Source organism: Photobacterium sp. DNB23_23_1, from assembly GCF_052873815.1.
In genome coordinates this window covers 260,537-276,892 of record NZ_JBNNXT010000001.1, presented here as the reverse complement: position 1 = coordinate 276,892, position 16,356 = coordinate 260,537, and the positions used below count along the sequence as shown (strand labels likewise).

Genomic DNA, 16,356 nt, shown 5'->3' with positions numbered 1-16,356 from the left:
GTTTCCAATAGTTAGGCTTTAACCACCTTCACCGCACATTTCTTGAAGTCCGTTTCTTTCGAAATAGGATCGGTCGCATCAAGCGTGAGTTTGTTGGTCAGCTGCCCAGCATCAAAGAAAGGCATGTACACCAAGCCTTGCGGTACTCGGTTTCGCCCTCGGGTTTCTACATGAGTGAGCACTTCGCCCCGACGCGAAACAATCTTCACTGCATCGCCACGACGTAACCCACGCTCTTTGGCATCCAGAGGGTGCATATATAACACCGCATCAGGGAAAGAGCGGTATAGCTCAGGTACCCGTCGAGTCATCGAACCAGTATGCCAATGTTCCAATACCCGCCCGGTCGACAGCCATAGGTCATAGTCTTTGTCTGGAGATTCTGCTGCTGGCTCATATGGCAGGGCAAAAATGACCGCTTTCTTGTCAGGCTTACCGTAGAAAGCGTACTCTTCACCTTTCTTCACATACGGGTCATAACCTTCTGAATACCGCCAGACGGTTTCCTTGCCATCAACCACAGGCCAGCGCAAACCACGAGACTGGTGATACATCTCGAACGGTGCCAAGTCATGGGCATGGCCGCGACCAAAATATGCGTACTCTTCGAACAAGCCTTTTTGGACGTAGAAGCCAAAGTCACGAGACTCATCATTGAGTTGATCAGCGGCAATTTCATCGAGATTGAACTTGTCGACCTTGCCGTTTTTGAACAACACTTCGAATAAGGTTTTGCCTTTGAGCTCAGGTTTCTTGGCGATCAACTCCTGTGGCCACACTTCTTCTACCTTGAAGCGCTTGGAGAACTCCATCAGCTGCCACAAATCCGATTTAGCTTCGCCCGGCGGAGAGATCTGCTGGTACCAGAACTGGGTACGGCGTTCGGCATTACCATACGCCCCTTCTTTTTCTACCCACATAGCCGTAGGCAAAATCAAATCTGATGCCATGGCGGTAACAGTTGGGTAAGGGTCGGAGGTAACAATGAAGTTGGCCGGATCGCGATAGCCAGGCAGACGCTCTTCGTTGATATTCGGACCTGCCTGCATGTTGTTGTTACACATTACCCAGTAGGCATTGAGCTTGCGATCTTTGAGCATCCGATCTTGCAGGATAGCGTGATAGCCCGGTTTCGGCGGAATCGTGCCTTCAGGTATATCCCAATGGGTTTCACACATTTCGCGGTGTTTAGGGTTCGTCACCACCATATCGGCAGGCAGACGGTGGGCAAAGGTGCCGACTTCACGGGCTGTACCACAGGCAGAAGGCTGGCCAGTCAACGAGAACGGCCCACAGCCCGGCTTGGAGATCTTACCGGTCAATAAATGGATGTTATAAATCAGGTTATTGGCCCACACACCACGGGTATGTTGGTTGAAACCCATGGTCCAGTAAGACACCACTTTGGTCTCAGGATTGGCATACATCTCAGCCAATTCATTAAGCTGATCGACCGGTACCCCAGTCAACTCAGAAGTATATTCCGCCGTATAGGTCGAGACGAACTTGGCATAATCTTCAAAGCTCATCGGCGTTGAATCACCACTGCCCGGGTTTTTGGCCGCTTTCTCCAATGGGTGAGTAGGTCGCAAACCATAGCCGATATCCGTCACACCCTTGCGGATGTTAACGTGCTTGTCCATAAAGTCCTGATTCACTTTGTCGTTGGAGATAATGTAATGGGCAACAAAGTTAAGGATGGCCAAGTCAGTCTGTGGCTTGAAGATGATTGGATTATCCGCCAGCTCATAGCTACGGTGGGTAAAGGTTGATAATACGGCTACTTTCACCTTGTCGGAAGACAAACGGCGATCGGTCAGACGGGTCCATAGGATCGGGTGCATCTCTGCCATGTTGGATCCCCAAAGCACGAAAGCATCGGCATGTTCGAGATCGTCATAGCTCCCCATAGGTTCATCCATACCGAAAGTACGGGCAAAACCGACAACCGCAGAGGCCATACAGTGGCGGGCATTCGGGTCAATGTTGTTAGAGCGGAAACCCGCTTTATACAATTTGGCGGCGGCATAGCCTTCCCAGACTGTCCACTGACCAGAGCCAAACATCCCAACAGACGATGGGCCTTTGTCTTTCAGGGCTTGCTTGAATTTATCAGCCATTACATCAAAGGCTTCATCCCAACTGACAGGGGTAAATTCCCCTTCCTTGTGGTACTTCCCATCCCTTTTTCTCAACATCGGTTGAGTCAGGCGATCTTTTCCATACATGATCTTAGGCAAGAAGTAGCCTTTGATACAGTTGAGGCCCTTATTTACCGGCGCATCTGGATCACCTTGCGAGGCAACCACTCGGCCATTTTTAGTCCCGACCAGTACACTACAGCCCGTACCACAGAAACGACAGGGGGCCTTATCCCACTTCACTTCCTGATCGTCGCCTGCCGCATTGGCCACCGACACAGGAATGGTTAACCCTGCGGCACTGGCTGCGGCTATTGCTGCATTGGCCTTTAAGAAACTACGTCTAGTAACTGTCATGTTACGCTTCCTTTAGCTCAGATTGTTCTTCCATTTGGTGGTAAACCAGCGTGGTATCGAGTACTCCAGGCAATTGCTTGATCAAATCAAAATGACCAACAATATTGTTCTGCTGCTCCCCCTCAAGCACGACAACCAATTTTCCTGATTCACCAAAAATCGGCACTTCAGCCCCCGGTAGGCTTTCTATCGTTTTTTTAATTGATTCAAGCTGCTCAGCCACAACGTAAACAATCAAGCTGCAGACATGGAAATCACTCACAACAAAGCCCCCCTTTAAGGCACACCACCGAATTCATCCTAAATAAGCAAGTGATAAATTTAGCCTCAAATTACACTTATTTATTTAGTGGTTATTGTTTAATTTAGGCTTAATGCGAATAGAGTGGATACCCACAAAGGGGTATTGGGATGGATAGTTGCTTTAGATCAATTAAGCAGCAATGCCGAGATCACATTACTGTAAAACAGTAAGTTATCAGCAGATGCGGTGAGTAAAGAGAAGAGAGATAAACATCAAAGCATGCGGCACCAATTGGCAAGATGAGCAGCAAACTTGGTCGCCTCTTTTTCTACAGGCATGGCATGGCCCATCGGGCTGAAAAACACCGGCTCAACACCATAAAAATCCGCAGTGGCTTGTACTTGGGAAGCGGGTACTAGCTTATCTTCTTTACCACCAACAACAAGTACAGGCAGATTTAGAGAGAAATCCTCTGCAATAGGATGTGGCTGTAAAAACAATCGGAGATCTTCAGCCTTCAACTCTGAGAGCAAGGAGTCCAGTTGCTGCTGGCTAGGCTTAGTCGCAAATAACGCATCCATTAACACATGACGATAATACGGGTTAAGCAGCGCCAAGTTGGGCATTGCCATCACTTGACCCAGCACCATTGATAGCGCGGGATGATCAAACCACATGGCCCTATTGAGTTGACCAAAACCTTGCGGTGGCACCGAGGCCATCAAGGCTAAGCCGGCTAATTTAGAACTCAGTGCTTCTTTTTGGCAAACATGCTGGGCAATCAATCCTCCCAACGAATATCCCACCACAACAACGGGCTTTTTCTCTTGCAAAGAGACAAACTCAATAAAGGCAGCCACATCATCAATATGATCTTGAAAGGGCTGTGATGACAGCTTGCCGGAATGAGTTCCATGACCACGAAGAGTCAGTGAATAAACCGGAAACCCTTCAGCAACCATAAAAGGCATCAACTCATGAGTAAAAAGCTGACCGCTACTAAGAATACCGTGAATAAATAATACAGGAGGATTGCTTGAGTCTTGCTGTGTGTTTGAATAATAGTATTCAAATACCCGATCAAAATAGCTGACGCTTTGACTTTGCATGCTTCATCTTCTTACCTGGATTTTTATCCATTTTAAAGTTACACCAATATTTTTATTGGACGAAAGTAACAAAAACAATAAATAAAAAATCCAAGGGCAGATCACTCTGCCTTTTTTCGTACTTGTGTATTACTCGTAATTTACGATGATGAGAACATTTGCGTCGATGTCCCCATTATTGATATATCGGTGCTTTTCCGACGAATCAAATGAGAGGGAGCAGCCTGCGGTAATACGATAGGTATTTTGACCAACGATCATTTCTAACTCCCCTTCAGTGACAAACAGTTGCTCGGTCGTACTGTTAGTGTGATTGTCGTCGGAGTAATTACATCCCGGCTTAAAAACGCCGTAGAACACTTCATAACCACTGATTGGAGAGAAAGGAAAAATACTATGGATGATCATACGGCCATCATCATCTTTGATAGCAAGTTTGTCATCAATACTTTTGACTTCGTACAACTGACTTGAATCATCCAACAAGGTTTCAAGCTTAATTTTTAATCCATTCGCGATTTTCCAAACAGTGGCGATCGTTGGCATCGATTCCGAACGCTCAATCTGACTGAGCATTGTCTTACTCACACCGGTTTTAGCCGACATATCGCTCAGACTCAATCCCATTTTGTTTCGGGTCGCCTTTAGTTTTTCACCTAGCGCAGAAAAATCACCCATATATCATTACCTTGTATTTATTCTTTTGATGAGATTACCGTCATTAAAATGCTCATCAACCTTCATGCCGCACACCTTACCAAATACAACTCTAAAGATCATAAAAATTGATCCGTCACATAACACCATCCGTTCGCTATAGCGTACAATAACTTTCGCTATAACGTCCAAACGAACGTGATAAAGAATAAATGCATGATTTCTTTACACACAATGAGTCGACATAGAGGCTACCACCAACTTTTCGTCTGGACGCAAAGACAAAAACAAAAAAGGAAAAGGGTCAACAGCTTCATTGATGCGTTTGCTTACGCTGAAGCCTGTTCGATAAACCAAATTTCCAATACGATGTGTTGGGCCATTACCCCAACGTAAAGCACCGATACAAGATCAATTCACATTGGATAGCTTATGAAAAACTGGATGCAAAATACGATTCTGTCACCGATTCGGCGCAGAACATTCATGAAGTGGGGAGCGGCAGTGGGCGGAGCCACAGCAGCTGGAGGACTTCCATTTAAATCTATCGCAAGCACACCCGACACCACGGCAAACCCTAATGACAAGCAAACATTTTGGTCGGCGTGCTTAGTAAACTGTGGTAGCCGCTGCGCCTTACGCGTTCACACCGAAAATGGAGTGATCACCCAGATAGAAACGGATAATCGCGGTGATGATACTGAATTTGGCCAACACCAAATTCGTGCATGTCTCCGTGGGCGATCAATCAAACATCGGGTTTACAACCCAGATCGCCTTAAATACCCGATGAAGCGTGTCGGAAAACGAGGTGAAGGCCGCTTTGAACGCATTAGTTGGGATGAAGCGCTTGATCTTATGGCAGATAAGCTCAAGTACACCCTGAAAGAATATGGCAATGACGCGGTACACATTACCTATGGCTCAGGTACTCAAGGTATCCGTACCGATGGTAAAGATTGCTTCAAACGTTTAATGAACCTCACCGGTGGTTTTCTGGATTACTACGGTAACTACAGCTGGGGTCAGATCCAATTTGCCTTGCCATTTACATACGGCAATAAAAAAGCAGCAGCTTATGGATCATATACCACAGAGATAGAAAACGCAGAGCTACTTGTCATGTTTGGTTATAACCCAGCAGAGACACGTATGAGTGGTGGTGGTGAGATCCATGAACACATTAGTGCTCAGAGAAAACGTAACATCCGTACCATTATTATCGATCCTCGTTACACCGATACCATGCTGGGTAAAGAAGAACAGTGGATCCCTATCCGTCCTGGTACTGATGCCGCATTGGTAGAAGGTATTGCACACGTCCTGATCACTGAAAACTTGGTCGACCAAGCGTTCCTTGATGCCTACTGTCAAGGCTATGACGAGAAAACCCTCCCAGCAAGCGCACCAGAAAACGGCCATTACAAAGCACATATCTTAGGTTTGGGTCCAGACGGTATTGAAAAAACACCTAAATGGGCATCACAAATTACCGGGATACAGGAAAAGCAAATTATTCAACTTGCCCGTGAAATTGGTACTGCCAAACCGTGTTTCATTACCCAGGGTACAGGGATTCAACGCCAATCCAACGGTGAACAAACATCGCGTGCCATCGTAATGCTTCCTATATTGACCGGTAATATTGGCCTTTCTGGAACCAACACCGGGGATATGCCTGCTAACTATGGTTACCCAGCCCCACGTTTGCCTGTCGGCGATAATCCGATCAAAACCCGTGTTACCTTTTTTAACTGGGTTGAGGCGATTTGGCGTCATGAAGAGATGACGGATAAAACGGCTGGCTTGCTAGGTGGTGAAAAGCTAAATAACCCCATTAAGTTCATCATCTCCTGCGCCAGTAATGTGTTGATGAACCAACATGCCGAACTAAAACGCCAAGCCGAAATCATTGGTGATGAATCACTTTGCGAGTTCATAGTTGTATGTGATAACCACATGACCGCGTCTGCACGTTATGCTGACTTATTATTACCTGATGTCACTAACCTAGAAAATACCGAAGTTAGCTCAGACGGCTACTCTTCAGGCTCAATGGGGGCACTGTTCCCTCTAGAACGTGCAATTCAGCCGTTATACGAAACAAAAAGTGTTTATGAAATGTGTTCTGAACTTTCGAAGCGCTTTGATCTGTATGATGAATTCACCGAAGGCCGTACTCACGATGAATGGCTAGAGTATCTGTACGCAGAGCGAATGAAACAGGATCCAAATATCCCTTCATTGGCTGAACTACGAGAACAAGGGCCGTATCAAGTTGTCGCCCCCAAAGAGGGACGTATTGCCCTTGAGGATTTCCGCAAAGATCCAAATGCGAACCCTGTTGGCACACCTTCTGGTCGTATCGAGATCTACTCCACCAAACTGGAAACAATTGCCAAAGAGTGGGAGTTGGTCGAAGGCGATATCATCACTCCACTGCCACAATACGTCGTGTCTTGGGACAGCCATTTAGATCCTCGCGCAAAAGACTATCCGCTGCAAATTTGTGGCTACCACACCAAAGGACGCACCCACTCTACTTACCACAATATACCGTGGCTACGTGAAGTCGTATTCGATGGCTTATGGATGAACCCTATCGATGCCGCGAAACGAGGGTTAACCAGTGGTGACTCCATCAAGGTATGGAATGATCGCGGAGAGCTACGAATGGCAGTAAAAGTCACACCACGCATCATGCCTGGTGTTGCGGCTCTAGGACAAGGGGCTTGGTACAGTCCTGATAAGAAAGGGATTGACCAAGGAGGGTGTGTTAACACACTCACATCCCAACGTTCCACACCACTGTCAAAAGGGAATGGTCAGCATTCCATCTTAGTTGAAGTCGCCAAGGCATAAGGAGTGCATAAATGATTCAATATGGTTTCCACGTTGATACAAGTAAATGCACGGGTTGTAAAACGTGCCAAGTGTCTTGTAAAGATAGAAAAGATCTCCCCGTTGGTGTGAACTGGCGCCGTGTTTACGAGTATGCGGGCGGTGACTGGGTAATGAACAGTGATGGCACCTACTCTAATGACGTTTTTGCTTACTATATGTCTATTGGTTGCAACCACTGTAATAACCCTGCTTGCGTAAAAGCCTGCCCGACAGGTGCAATGCATAAGCGTTCTGAAGATGGCTTAGTGGTCGTTCAAGAAGATGTTTGTGTGGGGTGCCGCTATTGTGAAATGGCGTGCCCTTATGGTGCTCCTCAATATGATCCAGCCAAGAAAAACATGACGAAGTGCGATGGTTGTTATGACCGAATTGCGGATGGGATGAAACCTGTTTGTGTCGAGTCATGCCCACTGCGCGCTCTCGACTTTGGACCGATGCATGAGTTAGTTGAGAAATATGGTTCACGAGCGGATATTGCTCCACTGCCAGATCCACGATTGACAAGCCCTAACCTTATCATCACCACGAGCAAAGGAAGCAAACTCACGGGCGATAAGAAAGGTAGTATTCAAAACCCAACGGAGGTCGGAGTATGAGCCAGTTATCTCTCGTTTTCTTTACCGTATTAGCCCAAAGTGCTGTTGGCATGTTTATCGCACTTGGTCTCGTAGAGCTTCTGTATAAGCCAGATCGAAAAATAATGACCCGCAGCTTTATGGTTGCATTGGTACTATTAGCAATCGGGGCAACGGCTTCAATAACGCACCTTGGACAACCTTTTCGGATGTTCAATGTTGCGTTTGGCCTAGCCCATGGAAGTGCGCTCAGCCTTGAAATCGTCGCGTTAAGTCTGTTCGGAGGTAGTGCCGCGCTTTACACGGGCATGCGATTTATTGACTACAAACCTCGCCTGCAAAAGCTGTTATTACCGGTAGCCATGGGGCTTGGTATCGTGTTTGTCCTCGCCATTGCCAATGTTTATACGCTAGCGACGGTTCCGACCTGGAGCACTGGCTTTACCCCATTCCAGTTCTTAATGACAGCAGCCGTTGTTGGTCCAGTTGCAGCGGCGTTTATTTTGCGCGCCCAATCAGCGTTAGATCATGAAGCACCTGCGCAAACTGAACGCGGTCTTGCATTATCAGCAGCGCTTTTCACACTGATTGCACTCACAGGTTATGCGGCTTACCTCGTTTGGCTTGGACGTCTCGATGTGTCGTTTAACCCCTTTGACGTTGTGAGCAATTCGGTCAGCTTAATCGCTGCTCGTATCGGCCTGTTATTTGCCGGGTTAGCCCTTTGGCTCATGAGTAGTGCAAAAGTAAAAGCCCAAAGTACATCCTTTTTGTTTTTGAGCTTCGCTTTGATCCTAAGCTCTGAGCTTGTCGGCCGAATATTTTTCTACGATGTCTACATCAGCGCAAGTAGCGGTATGTAACAACCACTAATCACCGCTATGTGATGATTATAATTAACAAGTAATTTAGAGGGCTGAGTATTCAGCCCTCTCATTTTCGGAAGAGTTATGCTAGAAAAAAACAGCCAAACCTTCATCGGCTTATCGCTGGTATCGCGATTTTTGTATCGCTCATTGCATCAAGCCCCGACCCAAGAATTTTTAAACTCGATCTACGATGATAAAATCGTCAATGATTGGCCTGTTGAGGTAACGAACTCAACACTCTCTGACGGAATCTCTCTGATCACGTCAAAAGCACAGTTAACTGATATTAACGCTGACTTTGCAAACCTCTTTGTTGGGCCAAACACGCTGGGTGCGGCACCTTGGGCATCAGTGTACCTTAATGAAGAACAAACCACCTTTGGCATTCAAACACTCGACATCCGCTTTTTCTACGCCCAGTTCGGTGTAGAAGTGGATACCGGAGAACGTGAGCCCGATGACCATATCGGGTTAATATTCTCTTTTATTGCTCATCTGTGTGAATGCATTGCCGAACAATTAGAGAGCGATGAAACGCTGGAAGTAATGCCGTTAACAACATTCCTTAGTGAACATGTTCTTACATGGGCACCTCGCATGTTGCAGTTAATGAGCAAAAACGCTGAAACGGAATTTTACCAAGGCATTGCACTTATCGCTGAAGGGACACTCCGCCAGCTAGCCCAATTAGCACAAGCCAAGTACCTTATCGTTCCCTTGTACCGCTGATAAAAAAAGCCTTTAGAGCCTTCTCGCTTAGCTCAACATAAACGATTGAGTGAAGTGCAGTACGACATGGAAAGCGAGATTAACTTCATATTTAAGGGCAGATTTTCCTGCCCTTTTTTCTTAACTTGGTCATAGGCGAATATAAACAGCATCTCCGCTTATTCAGTAATTATTGATTTATGCTTTATATTTACAAGTTGGACACCAACAAAGGGGGGAACTGATGAGCCATGAGGAGAACCATCGCTCGAACCGGGTCGGCTGGCTGCGCGCTGCCGTTTTAGGTGCCAACGATGGCATTGTATCAACCGCCAGCCTCATTATTGGTGTTACCGCAGCCAATGCAACCCAACACAATATCCTGTTGGCTGGCATTGCCGGTTTAGTGGCTGGTGCAATGTCCATGGCCGCAGGCGAATATGTCTCAGTCAGCTCGCAGTTAGATACCATTAAGGCAGACTTAGCACTTGAAAAGCGTTCGCTTGAAGAAGATTACGAAGATGAGGTCGATGAACTCGCACAAATCTACGAGAACCGAGGGCTCGATTCTATCATGGCCAGACAAGTGGCTGAAAAATTGATGGAGCATGATGCACTCGGGGCACATGCCCGCGATGAGATAGGGTTATCAGACAGCAACGGAGCTAATCCTATTCAGGCAGCAATGTTTTCTGCTGCAACTTTCACCATTGGCGCCGCTCTCCCTTTACTCGTCGCATGGCTTGTACCGTTGCCAATGCTAATCGCGATGGTTGCAGGATCCTCTCTATTATTCTTGGCCTCTCTCGGTGCTATTGCCGCACGAGCAGGAGGAGCATCAATGTCTATCGGCGCAATACGGGTCACTTTCTGGGGTGCTTTAGCGATGGCTTTAACCGCGATGGTTGGTCAGTTTTTTGGCATTGTCACCTGAGGTGGAATAAACAAACACATGCGAGGAATAAGCAACAATGACCTGTCACTCAGCCATCATTATCATCGAATTGTCTTTGTTGCCACATCATCGCAAAGGCTAGGCGCCTTTTGGTGTTTTCGCTGTCAAAGTTAAATCATCAACAACGAAAATGTATCGTTAATATGGCCAAACCACACATACTGATTCGACTCCTACTTTGGCTTTTTATTACGACATCCCCAGCTTTTTCTACGATATCGAATACCCCCCCTGACTACTTCGAATATTACGAGAACCGTTAGGACCTAGCTTGATAGCCTACCCAAGATGCCACAACTTAATCAGTTGTGGCATTTTTGAGTACTAAAAGCGGCTCATACAACTGTCGTCATCTTTTAGTCATTTTATTCAATACCTCCACAACAAGCACATCCGCAGAGTCGGCGACAAACAGAGGTTAAGGCCGCTTGATGAAAACATTGTATTAGTCCAACTCTACCACCAGCTTCTTGTAAGCTTCGTGTTGTGTTTTTACCGTCTCTTGTGGCTCGTCTGTGATTAAGCTAAACAGAATAATTGCAAGAGTGGAAAGAATAAATCCTGGTACGATTTCATACACATCAAACCAACCGCCAGACAATTGCTTCCAAAGTACAACCGTCACCCCACCGGTAATAATGCCGGCAAGGGCCCCGTTGCGGTTCATCCTCGCCCAGTAAAGACTGAATACAATTACAGGACCGAACGCTGCGCCAAACCCTGCCCAAGCATAAGATACCAGCCCTAAGACTGAGCTGTCTGGGCTTAGTGCAAGCAGCAATGCCAACAATGATATTCCGACAACAGCAAAACGTCCCACTTTGACTACGTCTTCTGAGGTCGCATTGGGCCTAAATACTTGCTTATAAAAATCTTCGGCTAAAGCAGATGAAGAAACTAATAGTTGAGAGTCTGCCGTACTCATCACCGCGGCTAAAATAGCGGCCAGAAGAATACCCGCAATCACTGGGTGAAATATGACATTCACCAACACCATGAAGATCGTTTCAGCATCAGCTAAAGGAGTACCAATGGTATTTGTTTGATACAACAGGCCAACTAAACCAACCAATATTGCGCCCGCCATGGACAAAAAACTCCAGATCACAGCAATACGGCGTGCCGTTGTCAGATCACGGTTAGTCCGTGATGCTTTAAAGCGTGCCAGAATATGCGGTTGACCAAAATAACCTAACCCCCATGCAACTAGAGAGATGATAGCGATTAAACTCAAGGGTTCACCACTGGTGTTCCTCAACATGGTAAGTAGCTCGGGGTTAAGGGTACCCAACTCATGCCTTAGCTCGGAGAAAGTCCCGTTCATTGCCAACATAGGTACAATCATCAGCGCTGCTGCCATCAATAACCCCTGAACTAAATCAGTCCAAGATACCGCTAAGAATCCCCCAAACAGCGTATAGGAGATCACACAAGCAGCGCCGAGTGTTACCGCAATGGAATAGTCGAGGCCAAAGACTGTTTCAAACAGTTTTCCGCCGGCAACAAGCCCTGAACTCGTATAGAAAAGGAAAAATAAGAGTATAAAAAACGCTGAAATCGTTTGGATCAATTTAGATTCATCGTTAAAGCGGCAAGCGAGAAAATCCGGAATAGTGAGTGAGTCAGTGGTAATGGTGTAAGTTCTCAACCTTTTCGAACTGATCAACCAGTTAGCCCAAGTTCCGACTAAAAGACCGCCAGCTAACCAAATGGCCTCAAAACCAGCGGCATAGGCGTAACCCGGTAAGCCAAGTAAAAGCCAACCACTCATATCAGAGGCTCCCGCAGAAAGCGCTGCAGGCCAAGGCCCCAAGGAACGCCCACCAAGAAAGTAGTCGCTGGCACTTGATGTTCGCATATACGCGATATAGCCAATAAGAAGCATAGTGAGCAGATAAGCAACAAATGTTGCCGTAATTACATAATTGCCATCCATCATAGTTATTATCCTCCATGATATTTATTTTTGCCTCTGGTCTCCTCCCAGAGGCACTCAATTAATGTGCTGAGCTTCCTAGCTCAAGCAACATTGCATTCCCCCCTACCGCAGTAACATTGATCGTTCTGACTTTTTCGGTAATGAACCGTAATACCAGCATTGGATCCTTAGATAGAGGTAGGTTTTCAAGATCAGTCTCCGCAACCATTGCTGTTATCGCGTTACTACGCGTGGCCAACTCGGTACTGAGCTCTACCGTTTTGGCTTGATCGCCAATATAAACAAAGTTTCGGATATCGAACTTAAGCAATGCGGCATACTGCTCTTTGGGGACAAATTGCACTAGATTTGCGATTGATTGGTGCTGAGATTTGAACGGTTCGAACAAGGCTTCAATCTCGTTGTCGTTAGTGCAAATGATGGCACTATTCCCCGCCGAAAGCAGAGCTGCCAGCATGGCAACCAACGCACGGCTACAATTTGGCGCGCCGGAGTCAACCAGAACAATACTTACCCCTCTTCCCTGTGTGTACAGTTCGTTAGTTTCACCGGTAGGGCTGGTTAATGACTGAGGCTCCGCCACTACCGCTTCGGCATGATTAAACTGGTACTGAAATACATTGGCTAACGCTGCTGGAAGTTGGTTGCCTAACTGGTGCAGTGCCTGCTTTTTATCTGAAAAGTCTGTCAGATTCCAACTCTCAAATGCAGTGAAAGAGTCGTTATAGCGGTCTAGAATTGATGTCATTGTCTGACTCCTTAAATGTGTGATGCCGGGGTGTCGTCATATTTCACCTGAGTGAAGCGATAGAGGTAATGAGGGCCTCCAGCTTTAGGCCCGGTGCCGGAAAGCCCTTGACCACCAAATGGCTGCACACCCACGACAGCACCAACCTGATCGCGATTAATATAGCTGTTGCCCACCTTGGCCTGTTTTTCAATCCACCGATACGTCGTTTCATTACGACTGTGAATGCCAAGCGTTAGCCCGTAACCGGTTGCATTGATATCATCGACCAATTGCGGTAATTCCCGCGCATTGAATCGGACGATATGAAGGATCGGGCCGAAGTTTTCTTCTTCTAGTACCGATAAACCAGCTATTTCGAACGCGATCGGTGCGATAAACATGCCGTTGTCGCAACAGGCATCCAGCTCAACCTCTTTGATTAGACGCTGCGTTCGTTTCATTTGATTAATATGGCGTCCCAGTTTTTCTTTGGCTGCCGTATCAATAACAGGACCGACGTCAGTCTTATGTAAATACGGCAGACCAACAACTAGCTCATCCATCGCACCAGAAATTAACTCGATGATATGGTCAGCAATATCTTCCTGTATACACAGTACACGTAAGGCTGAGCAGCGCTGACCCGCTGAGGCGAATGCCGAGCGAAGCACATCCCTGACCACTTGCTCTGGTAACGCGGTACTGTCGACGATCATCGTATTCTGACCACCGGTTTCAGCAATAAACGGAACGGGTTCACCCTGACGTCCTGCTAACGTTTGGTTAATCCTCATCGCTGTCTGCGTAGAACCAGTGAAAGCGACCCCAGCGACTAAAGGGTGAGAGGTGAGGTAATGGCCCACTTCAGACCCAGTGCCCGGAACAAGCTGGAAGACACCGTCTGGAAAACCGGCTTCTTTCATTAACGATGCCGCTCTTGCTGCGATCAGCGATGTTTGCTGGGCAGGCTTGCATACAACCGTATTCCCCGCCATTAAAGCAGCAGTGACTTGACCAAGGAAAATGGCCAGTGGGAAGTTCCAAGGGCTAATGCAAACAAAAACCCCACGCCCTTGACGGCTGAAAGAGACTGGCTCACCATCAAAACTGCGGGTCTTTTGAGATATAAACACTTGGTCCTGTCTCGCATAATAGCGGCAGAAATCGACGGCTTCGCGTATTTCGTCTATCGCATCGTGGATCGTTTTTCCCGCTTCTTTGTGGCATAGCGCAACCAGCTCCGCCATATTTGACTCAAGTAAGTCGGCCAGCGTATTTAGGCAATTGCCCCTTGTTGCAATAGGTGTTTCACGCCATAGTGGCCAAGCTTGATGCGATGACTCAATGGCTTGTTCAACATGCTCTCGATCGCCAAATATTACATCGCCAACCGTCACGGAACTGTCGTAAGGCGCAGTCACCTTATGCTGTACTCCTCCAGACTCTTTTAGCTCCGAATAGAGGGACTTTCCATTAATTACTGGTGCTGCAGTCCAGGCCATATCCATAAAGGCATTCACTTCCGCTTCAAACGGTTCACGTTCACTGTCGATATCAACATTGATGCCAGCAGAGTTTGGTCTATCTGGGAAGATAGCAGGAGGAAGCGAGATAGCCTTGTTATCCAGTGTCGACATATTGAGAAGTTGTTCAACAGGGTGTTGGGTCAGTAGCTCAGGTGGACAGCTAGCATCCACAAGCCTGTGTACAAACGAGCTATTTGCCCCATTTTCCAGCAACCGTCGAACAAGGTATGGCAGCAAGTCTTTATGGCTACCAACAGGGGCGTAAATGCGAACATTTGCGCCATATTTTTTCATCACATGGTTATACAGCGCCTCACCCATACCGTGTAAACGCTGGAATTCGTAATAACTCTCTTTACCCATCACGGCAATGGCTGTAACCGTCTGCGCATTATGACTGGCAAATTGGGGATATAGATTACGGTTAACATCCTTGCTGAGTACATAGCGAGCACATGCAAGATAAGAAACATCAGTGCCTTCCTTGCGAGTAAATACAGGGTAATTTTCGTAACCTCCCTGCTGCGCTAGTTTTATCTCACTGTCCCAATATGCACCTTTAACCAACCTGACAGGGATCATATCGCCCTGCTCTTCTGCCAATCGGTTTAGCCAAGCAAAAACTGGCAGAGCCCGTTTAGCATAAGTTTGCACAACAAGGCCAAATTTTCCCCAGCCTTTAATCACAGGATGACGATACAGCTTTTTAAACAAGCGCAAGGACAGTTCCAAGCGGTCCATCTCTTCAGCATCAATGGTCAGCGGAACATTCAGCTCTCGTGCTCGTTTGGCCAATGCAAGCACCGAGGTAAAAAGCTCAGTCATGACTCGATCTTCGTTTGCAACATTGTAGCGAGGATGCAAAGCAGACAGTTTCATTGAGATAGAAGGAATAGTGGCTGAATTTTGATTTTTATCTGCACCAATAATCTCAATAGCCGACATATAGTCATTAAAATACTTTTGAGCATCTTTCTTGGTTAGGGCTGCCTCACCCAGCATATCGAACGAGAAGTCATACCCCATCACCTTCTGAGGACGGCCATTTTTCTGTGCCTCACGAATATTACGCCCCAAAACAAACTGGCGGCCAATAATTGCCATGGCCTGATTCATTACCTGACGGATAACCGGCTCAGACAACTTAGTGACCAATTTAGATATCGCATTCGTCGGACTTGTGGGCTCAGTGGACTCAATGCCGCAAACCTTTCCTGTTAACATCAGTCCCCAGGTGGATGCATTAACAAATACAGAGTTCTTTCCTTTAAGGTGCGATTTCCAATCAGCGACAGTCAGTTTGTCGCGGATCAGCGCATCGGCAGTTGCAGCATCGGGAATACGCATCAACGCTTCAGCCAGACACATCAACAAGATACCTTCTTGGGTATCCAAGCTATATTCAAGCAACAAGGCATCAATCATCTGGATTGATTTTTTATCTGCGCGTATAGCGAGAATCAGCTCATTTGCCTGCAGTTCCATCTCAGCTTTTTCTGCCTTTGACGGTGTAGCCAGCGGCAGTAACTCTTGCAAAATTTTCGTTTCATCAACCATGTATAGCGATGAAGTAAGCGCCTCTAGCTCATCGATAGACTGTTTAGTAATATCCGGGCCCAACAGTTCAATCTTTTTCAACATG

The 16,356-nt window shown here is 46.8% G+C and carries 12 protein-coding genes; 5 read left to right on the top strand and 7 right to left on the bottom strand.

Going from position 1 to position 16,356, the window contains the following annotated elements; genetic code table 11:
* Positions 1-11: 11 nt before the first annotated feature.
* The 4 genes from napA to ACVA53_RS01130 form a co-directional block, all read right to left on the bottom strand.
* Positions 12-2,498, bottom strand: coding sequence for a nitrate reductase catalytic subunit NapA (gene napA, locus ACVA53_RS01145; RefSeq protein ID WP_446504315.1), 2,487 nt, complete (start codon positions 2,496-2,498; stop codon positions 12-14).
* 1 nt (position 2,499) lies between these two features.
* A complete protein-coding gene (locus tag ACVA53_RS01140; protein ID WP_255043375.1) occupies positions 2,500-2,760 on the bottom strand; it encodes a chaperone NapD in 261 nt (86 codons plus the stop codon).
* 254 nt (positions 2,761-3,014) lie between these two features.
* Positions 3,015-3,851, bottom strand: coding sequence for an alpha/beta hydrolase (locus ACVA53_RS01135; RefSeq protein ID WP_446504314.1), 837 nt, complete (start codon positions 3,849-3,851; stop codon positions 3,015-3,017).
* 129 nt (positions 3,852-3,980) lie between these two features.
* Positions 3,981-4,529, bottom strand: a complete 549-nt coding sequence (locus ACVA53_RS01130) for a helix-turn-helix domain-containing protein (protein WP_446504313.1) — start codon at positions 4,527-4,529, stop codon at positions 3,981-3,983.
* 411 nt (positions 4,530-4,940) lie between these two features.
* Between ACVA53_RS01130 and ACVA53_RS01125 the strand changes: the two genes are divergently transcribed.
* From ACVA53_RS01125 to ACVA53_RS01105, 5 genes are all read left to right on the top strand, one after another.
* Positions 4,941-7,370, top strand: a complete 2,430-nt coding sequence (locus tag ACVA53_RS01125; RefSeq protein ID WP_446504312.1) for a DMSO/selenate family reductase complex A subunit — start codon at positions 4,941-4,943, stop codon at positions 7,368-7,370.
* Between the two features lie 11 nt (positions 7,371-7,381).
* Entirely contained in the window at positions 7,382-8,008 is a 627-nt protein-coding gene (locus tag ACVA53_RS01120) for a DMSO/selenate family reductase complex B subunit (protein ID WP_255043371.1), read from the top strand.
* Positions 8,005-8,850 carry a dimethyl sulfoxide reductase anchor subunit family protein gene (locus ACVA53_RS01115; RefSeq protein WP_255043370.1) on the top strand — a complete coding sequence of 282 codons (846 nt, stop codon included), beginning with the start codon at positions 8,005-8,007 and terminating at the stop codon, positions 8,848-8,850. The genes ACVA53_RS01120 and ACVA53_RS01115 overlap by 4 nt, the downstream gene beginning before the upstream one ends.
* A gap of 87 nt (positions 8,851-8,937) precedes the next feature.
* The gene (locus ACVA53_RS01110) at positions 8,938-9,585 is read left to right on the top strand and encodes a TorD/DmsD family molecular chaperone (protein ID WP_446504311.1); all 648 of its coding nucleotides are present in this window, start codon (positions 8,938-8,940) and stop codon (positions 9,583-9,585) included.
* A 223-nt stretch (positions 9,586-9,808) separates the two neighbouring features.
* On the top strand, positions 9,809-10,498 hold the full coding sequence (locus ACVA53_RS01105) for a VIT1/CCC1 transporter family protein (protein ID WP_446504310.1): 690 nt from the start codon (positions 9,809-9,811) through the stop codon (positions 10,496-10,498).
* Between the two features lie 466 nt (positions 10,499-10,964).
* On the opposite strand, the gene putP is transcribed toward ACVA53_RS01105, so the two are convergent.
* The 3 genes from putP to putA all read right to left on the bottom strand — a co-directional run bounded on the left by putP (position 10,965) and on the right by putA (position 16,355).
* The gene (putP, locus tag ACVA53_RS01100) at positions 10,965-12,455 is read right to left on the bottom strand and encodes a sodium/proline symporter PutP (RefSeq protein ID WP_255043386.1); all 1,491 of its coding nucleotides are present in this window, start codon (positions 12,453-12,455) and stop codon (positions 10,965-10,967) included.
* A gap of 61 nt (positions 12,456-12,516) precedes the next feature.
* Positions 12,517-13,206 (bottom strand): 1-pyrroline-5-carboxylate dehydrogenase, encoded by a 690-nt coding sequence (locus tag ACVA53_RS01095; protein ID WP_255043367.1) that lies wholly within the window; start codon positions 13,204-13,206, stop codon positions 12,517-12,519.
* Between the two features lie 11 nt (positions 13,207-13,217).
* Positions 13,218-16,355, bottom strand: a complete 3,138-nt coding sequence (gene putA / locus ACVA53_RS01090) for a bifunctional proline dehydrogenase/L-glutamate gamma-semialdehyde dehydrogenase PutA (RefSeq protein ID WP_446504309.1) — start codon at positions 16,353-16,355, stop codon at positions 13,218-13,220.
* Position 16,356: the final 1 nt, after the last annotated feature.

Bases quoted from the DNA above. Each gene is read 5' to 3' on its own strand.
- napA (WP_446504315.1), bottom strand. From the start codon at position 2,498: ATGACAGTTACTAGACGTAGTTTCTTAAAGGCCAATGCAGCAATAGCC.
- ACVA53_RS01135 (WP_446504314.1), bottom strand. From the start codon at position 3,851: ATGCAAAGTCAAAGCGTCAGCTATTTTGATCGGGTATTTGAATACTAT.
- ACVA53_RS01130 (WP_446504313.1), bottom strand. From the start codon at position 4,529: ATGGGTGATTTTTCTGCGCTAGGTGAAAAACTAAAGGCGACCCGAAAC.
- ACVA53_RS01125 (WP_446504312.1), top strand. From the start codon at position 4,941: ATGAAAAACTGGATGCAAAATACGATTCTGTCACCGATTCGGCGCAGA.
- ACVA53_RS01120 (WP_255043371.1), top strand. From the start codon at position 7,382: ATGATTCAATATGGTTTCCACGTTGATACAAGTAAATGCACGGGTTGT.
- ACVA53_RS01115 (WP_255043370.1), top strand. From the start codon at position 8,005: ATGAGCCAGTTATCTCTCGTTTTCTTTACCGTATTAGCCCAAAGTGCT.
- ACVA53_RS01110 (WP_446504311.1), top strand. From the start codon at position 8,938: ATGCTAGAAAAAAACAGCCAAACCTTCATCGGCTTATCGCTGGTATCG.
- ACVA53_RS01105 (WP_446504310.1), top strand. From the start codon at position 9,809: ATGAGCCATGAGGAGAACCATCGCTCGAACCGGGTCGGCTGGCTGCGC.
- putP (WP_255043386.1), bottom strand. From the start codon at position 12,455: ATGGATGGCAATTATGTAATTACGGCAACATTTGTTGCTTATCTGCTC.
- ACVA53_RS01095 (WP_255043367.1), bottom strand. From the start codon at position 13,206: ATGACATCAATTCTAGACCGCTATAACGACTCTTTCACTGCATTTGAG.
- putA (WP_446504309.1), bottom strand. From the start codon at position 16,355: ATGTTGAAAAAGATTGAACTGTTGGGCCCGGATATTACTAAACAGTCT.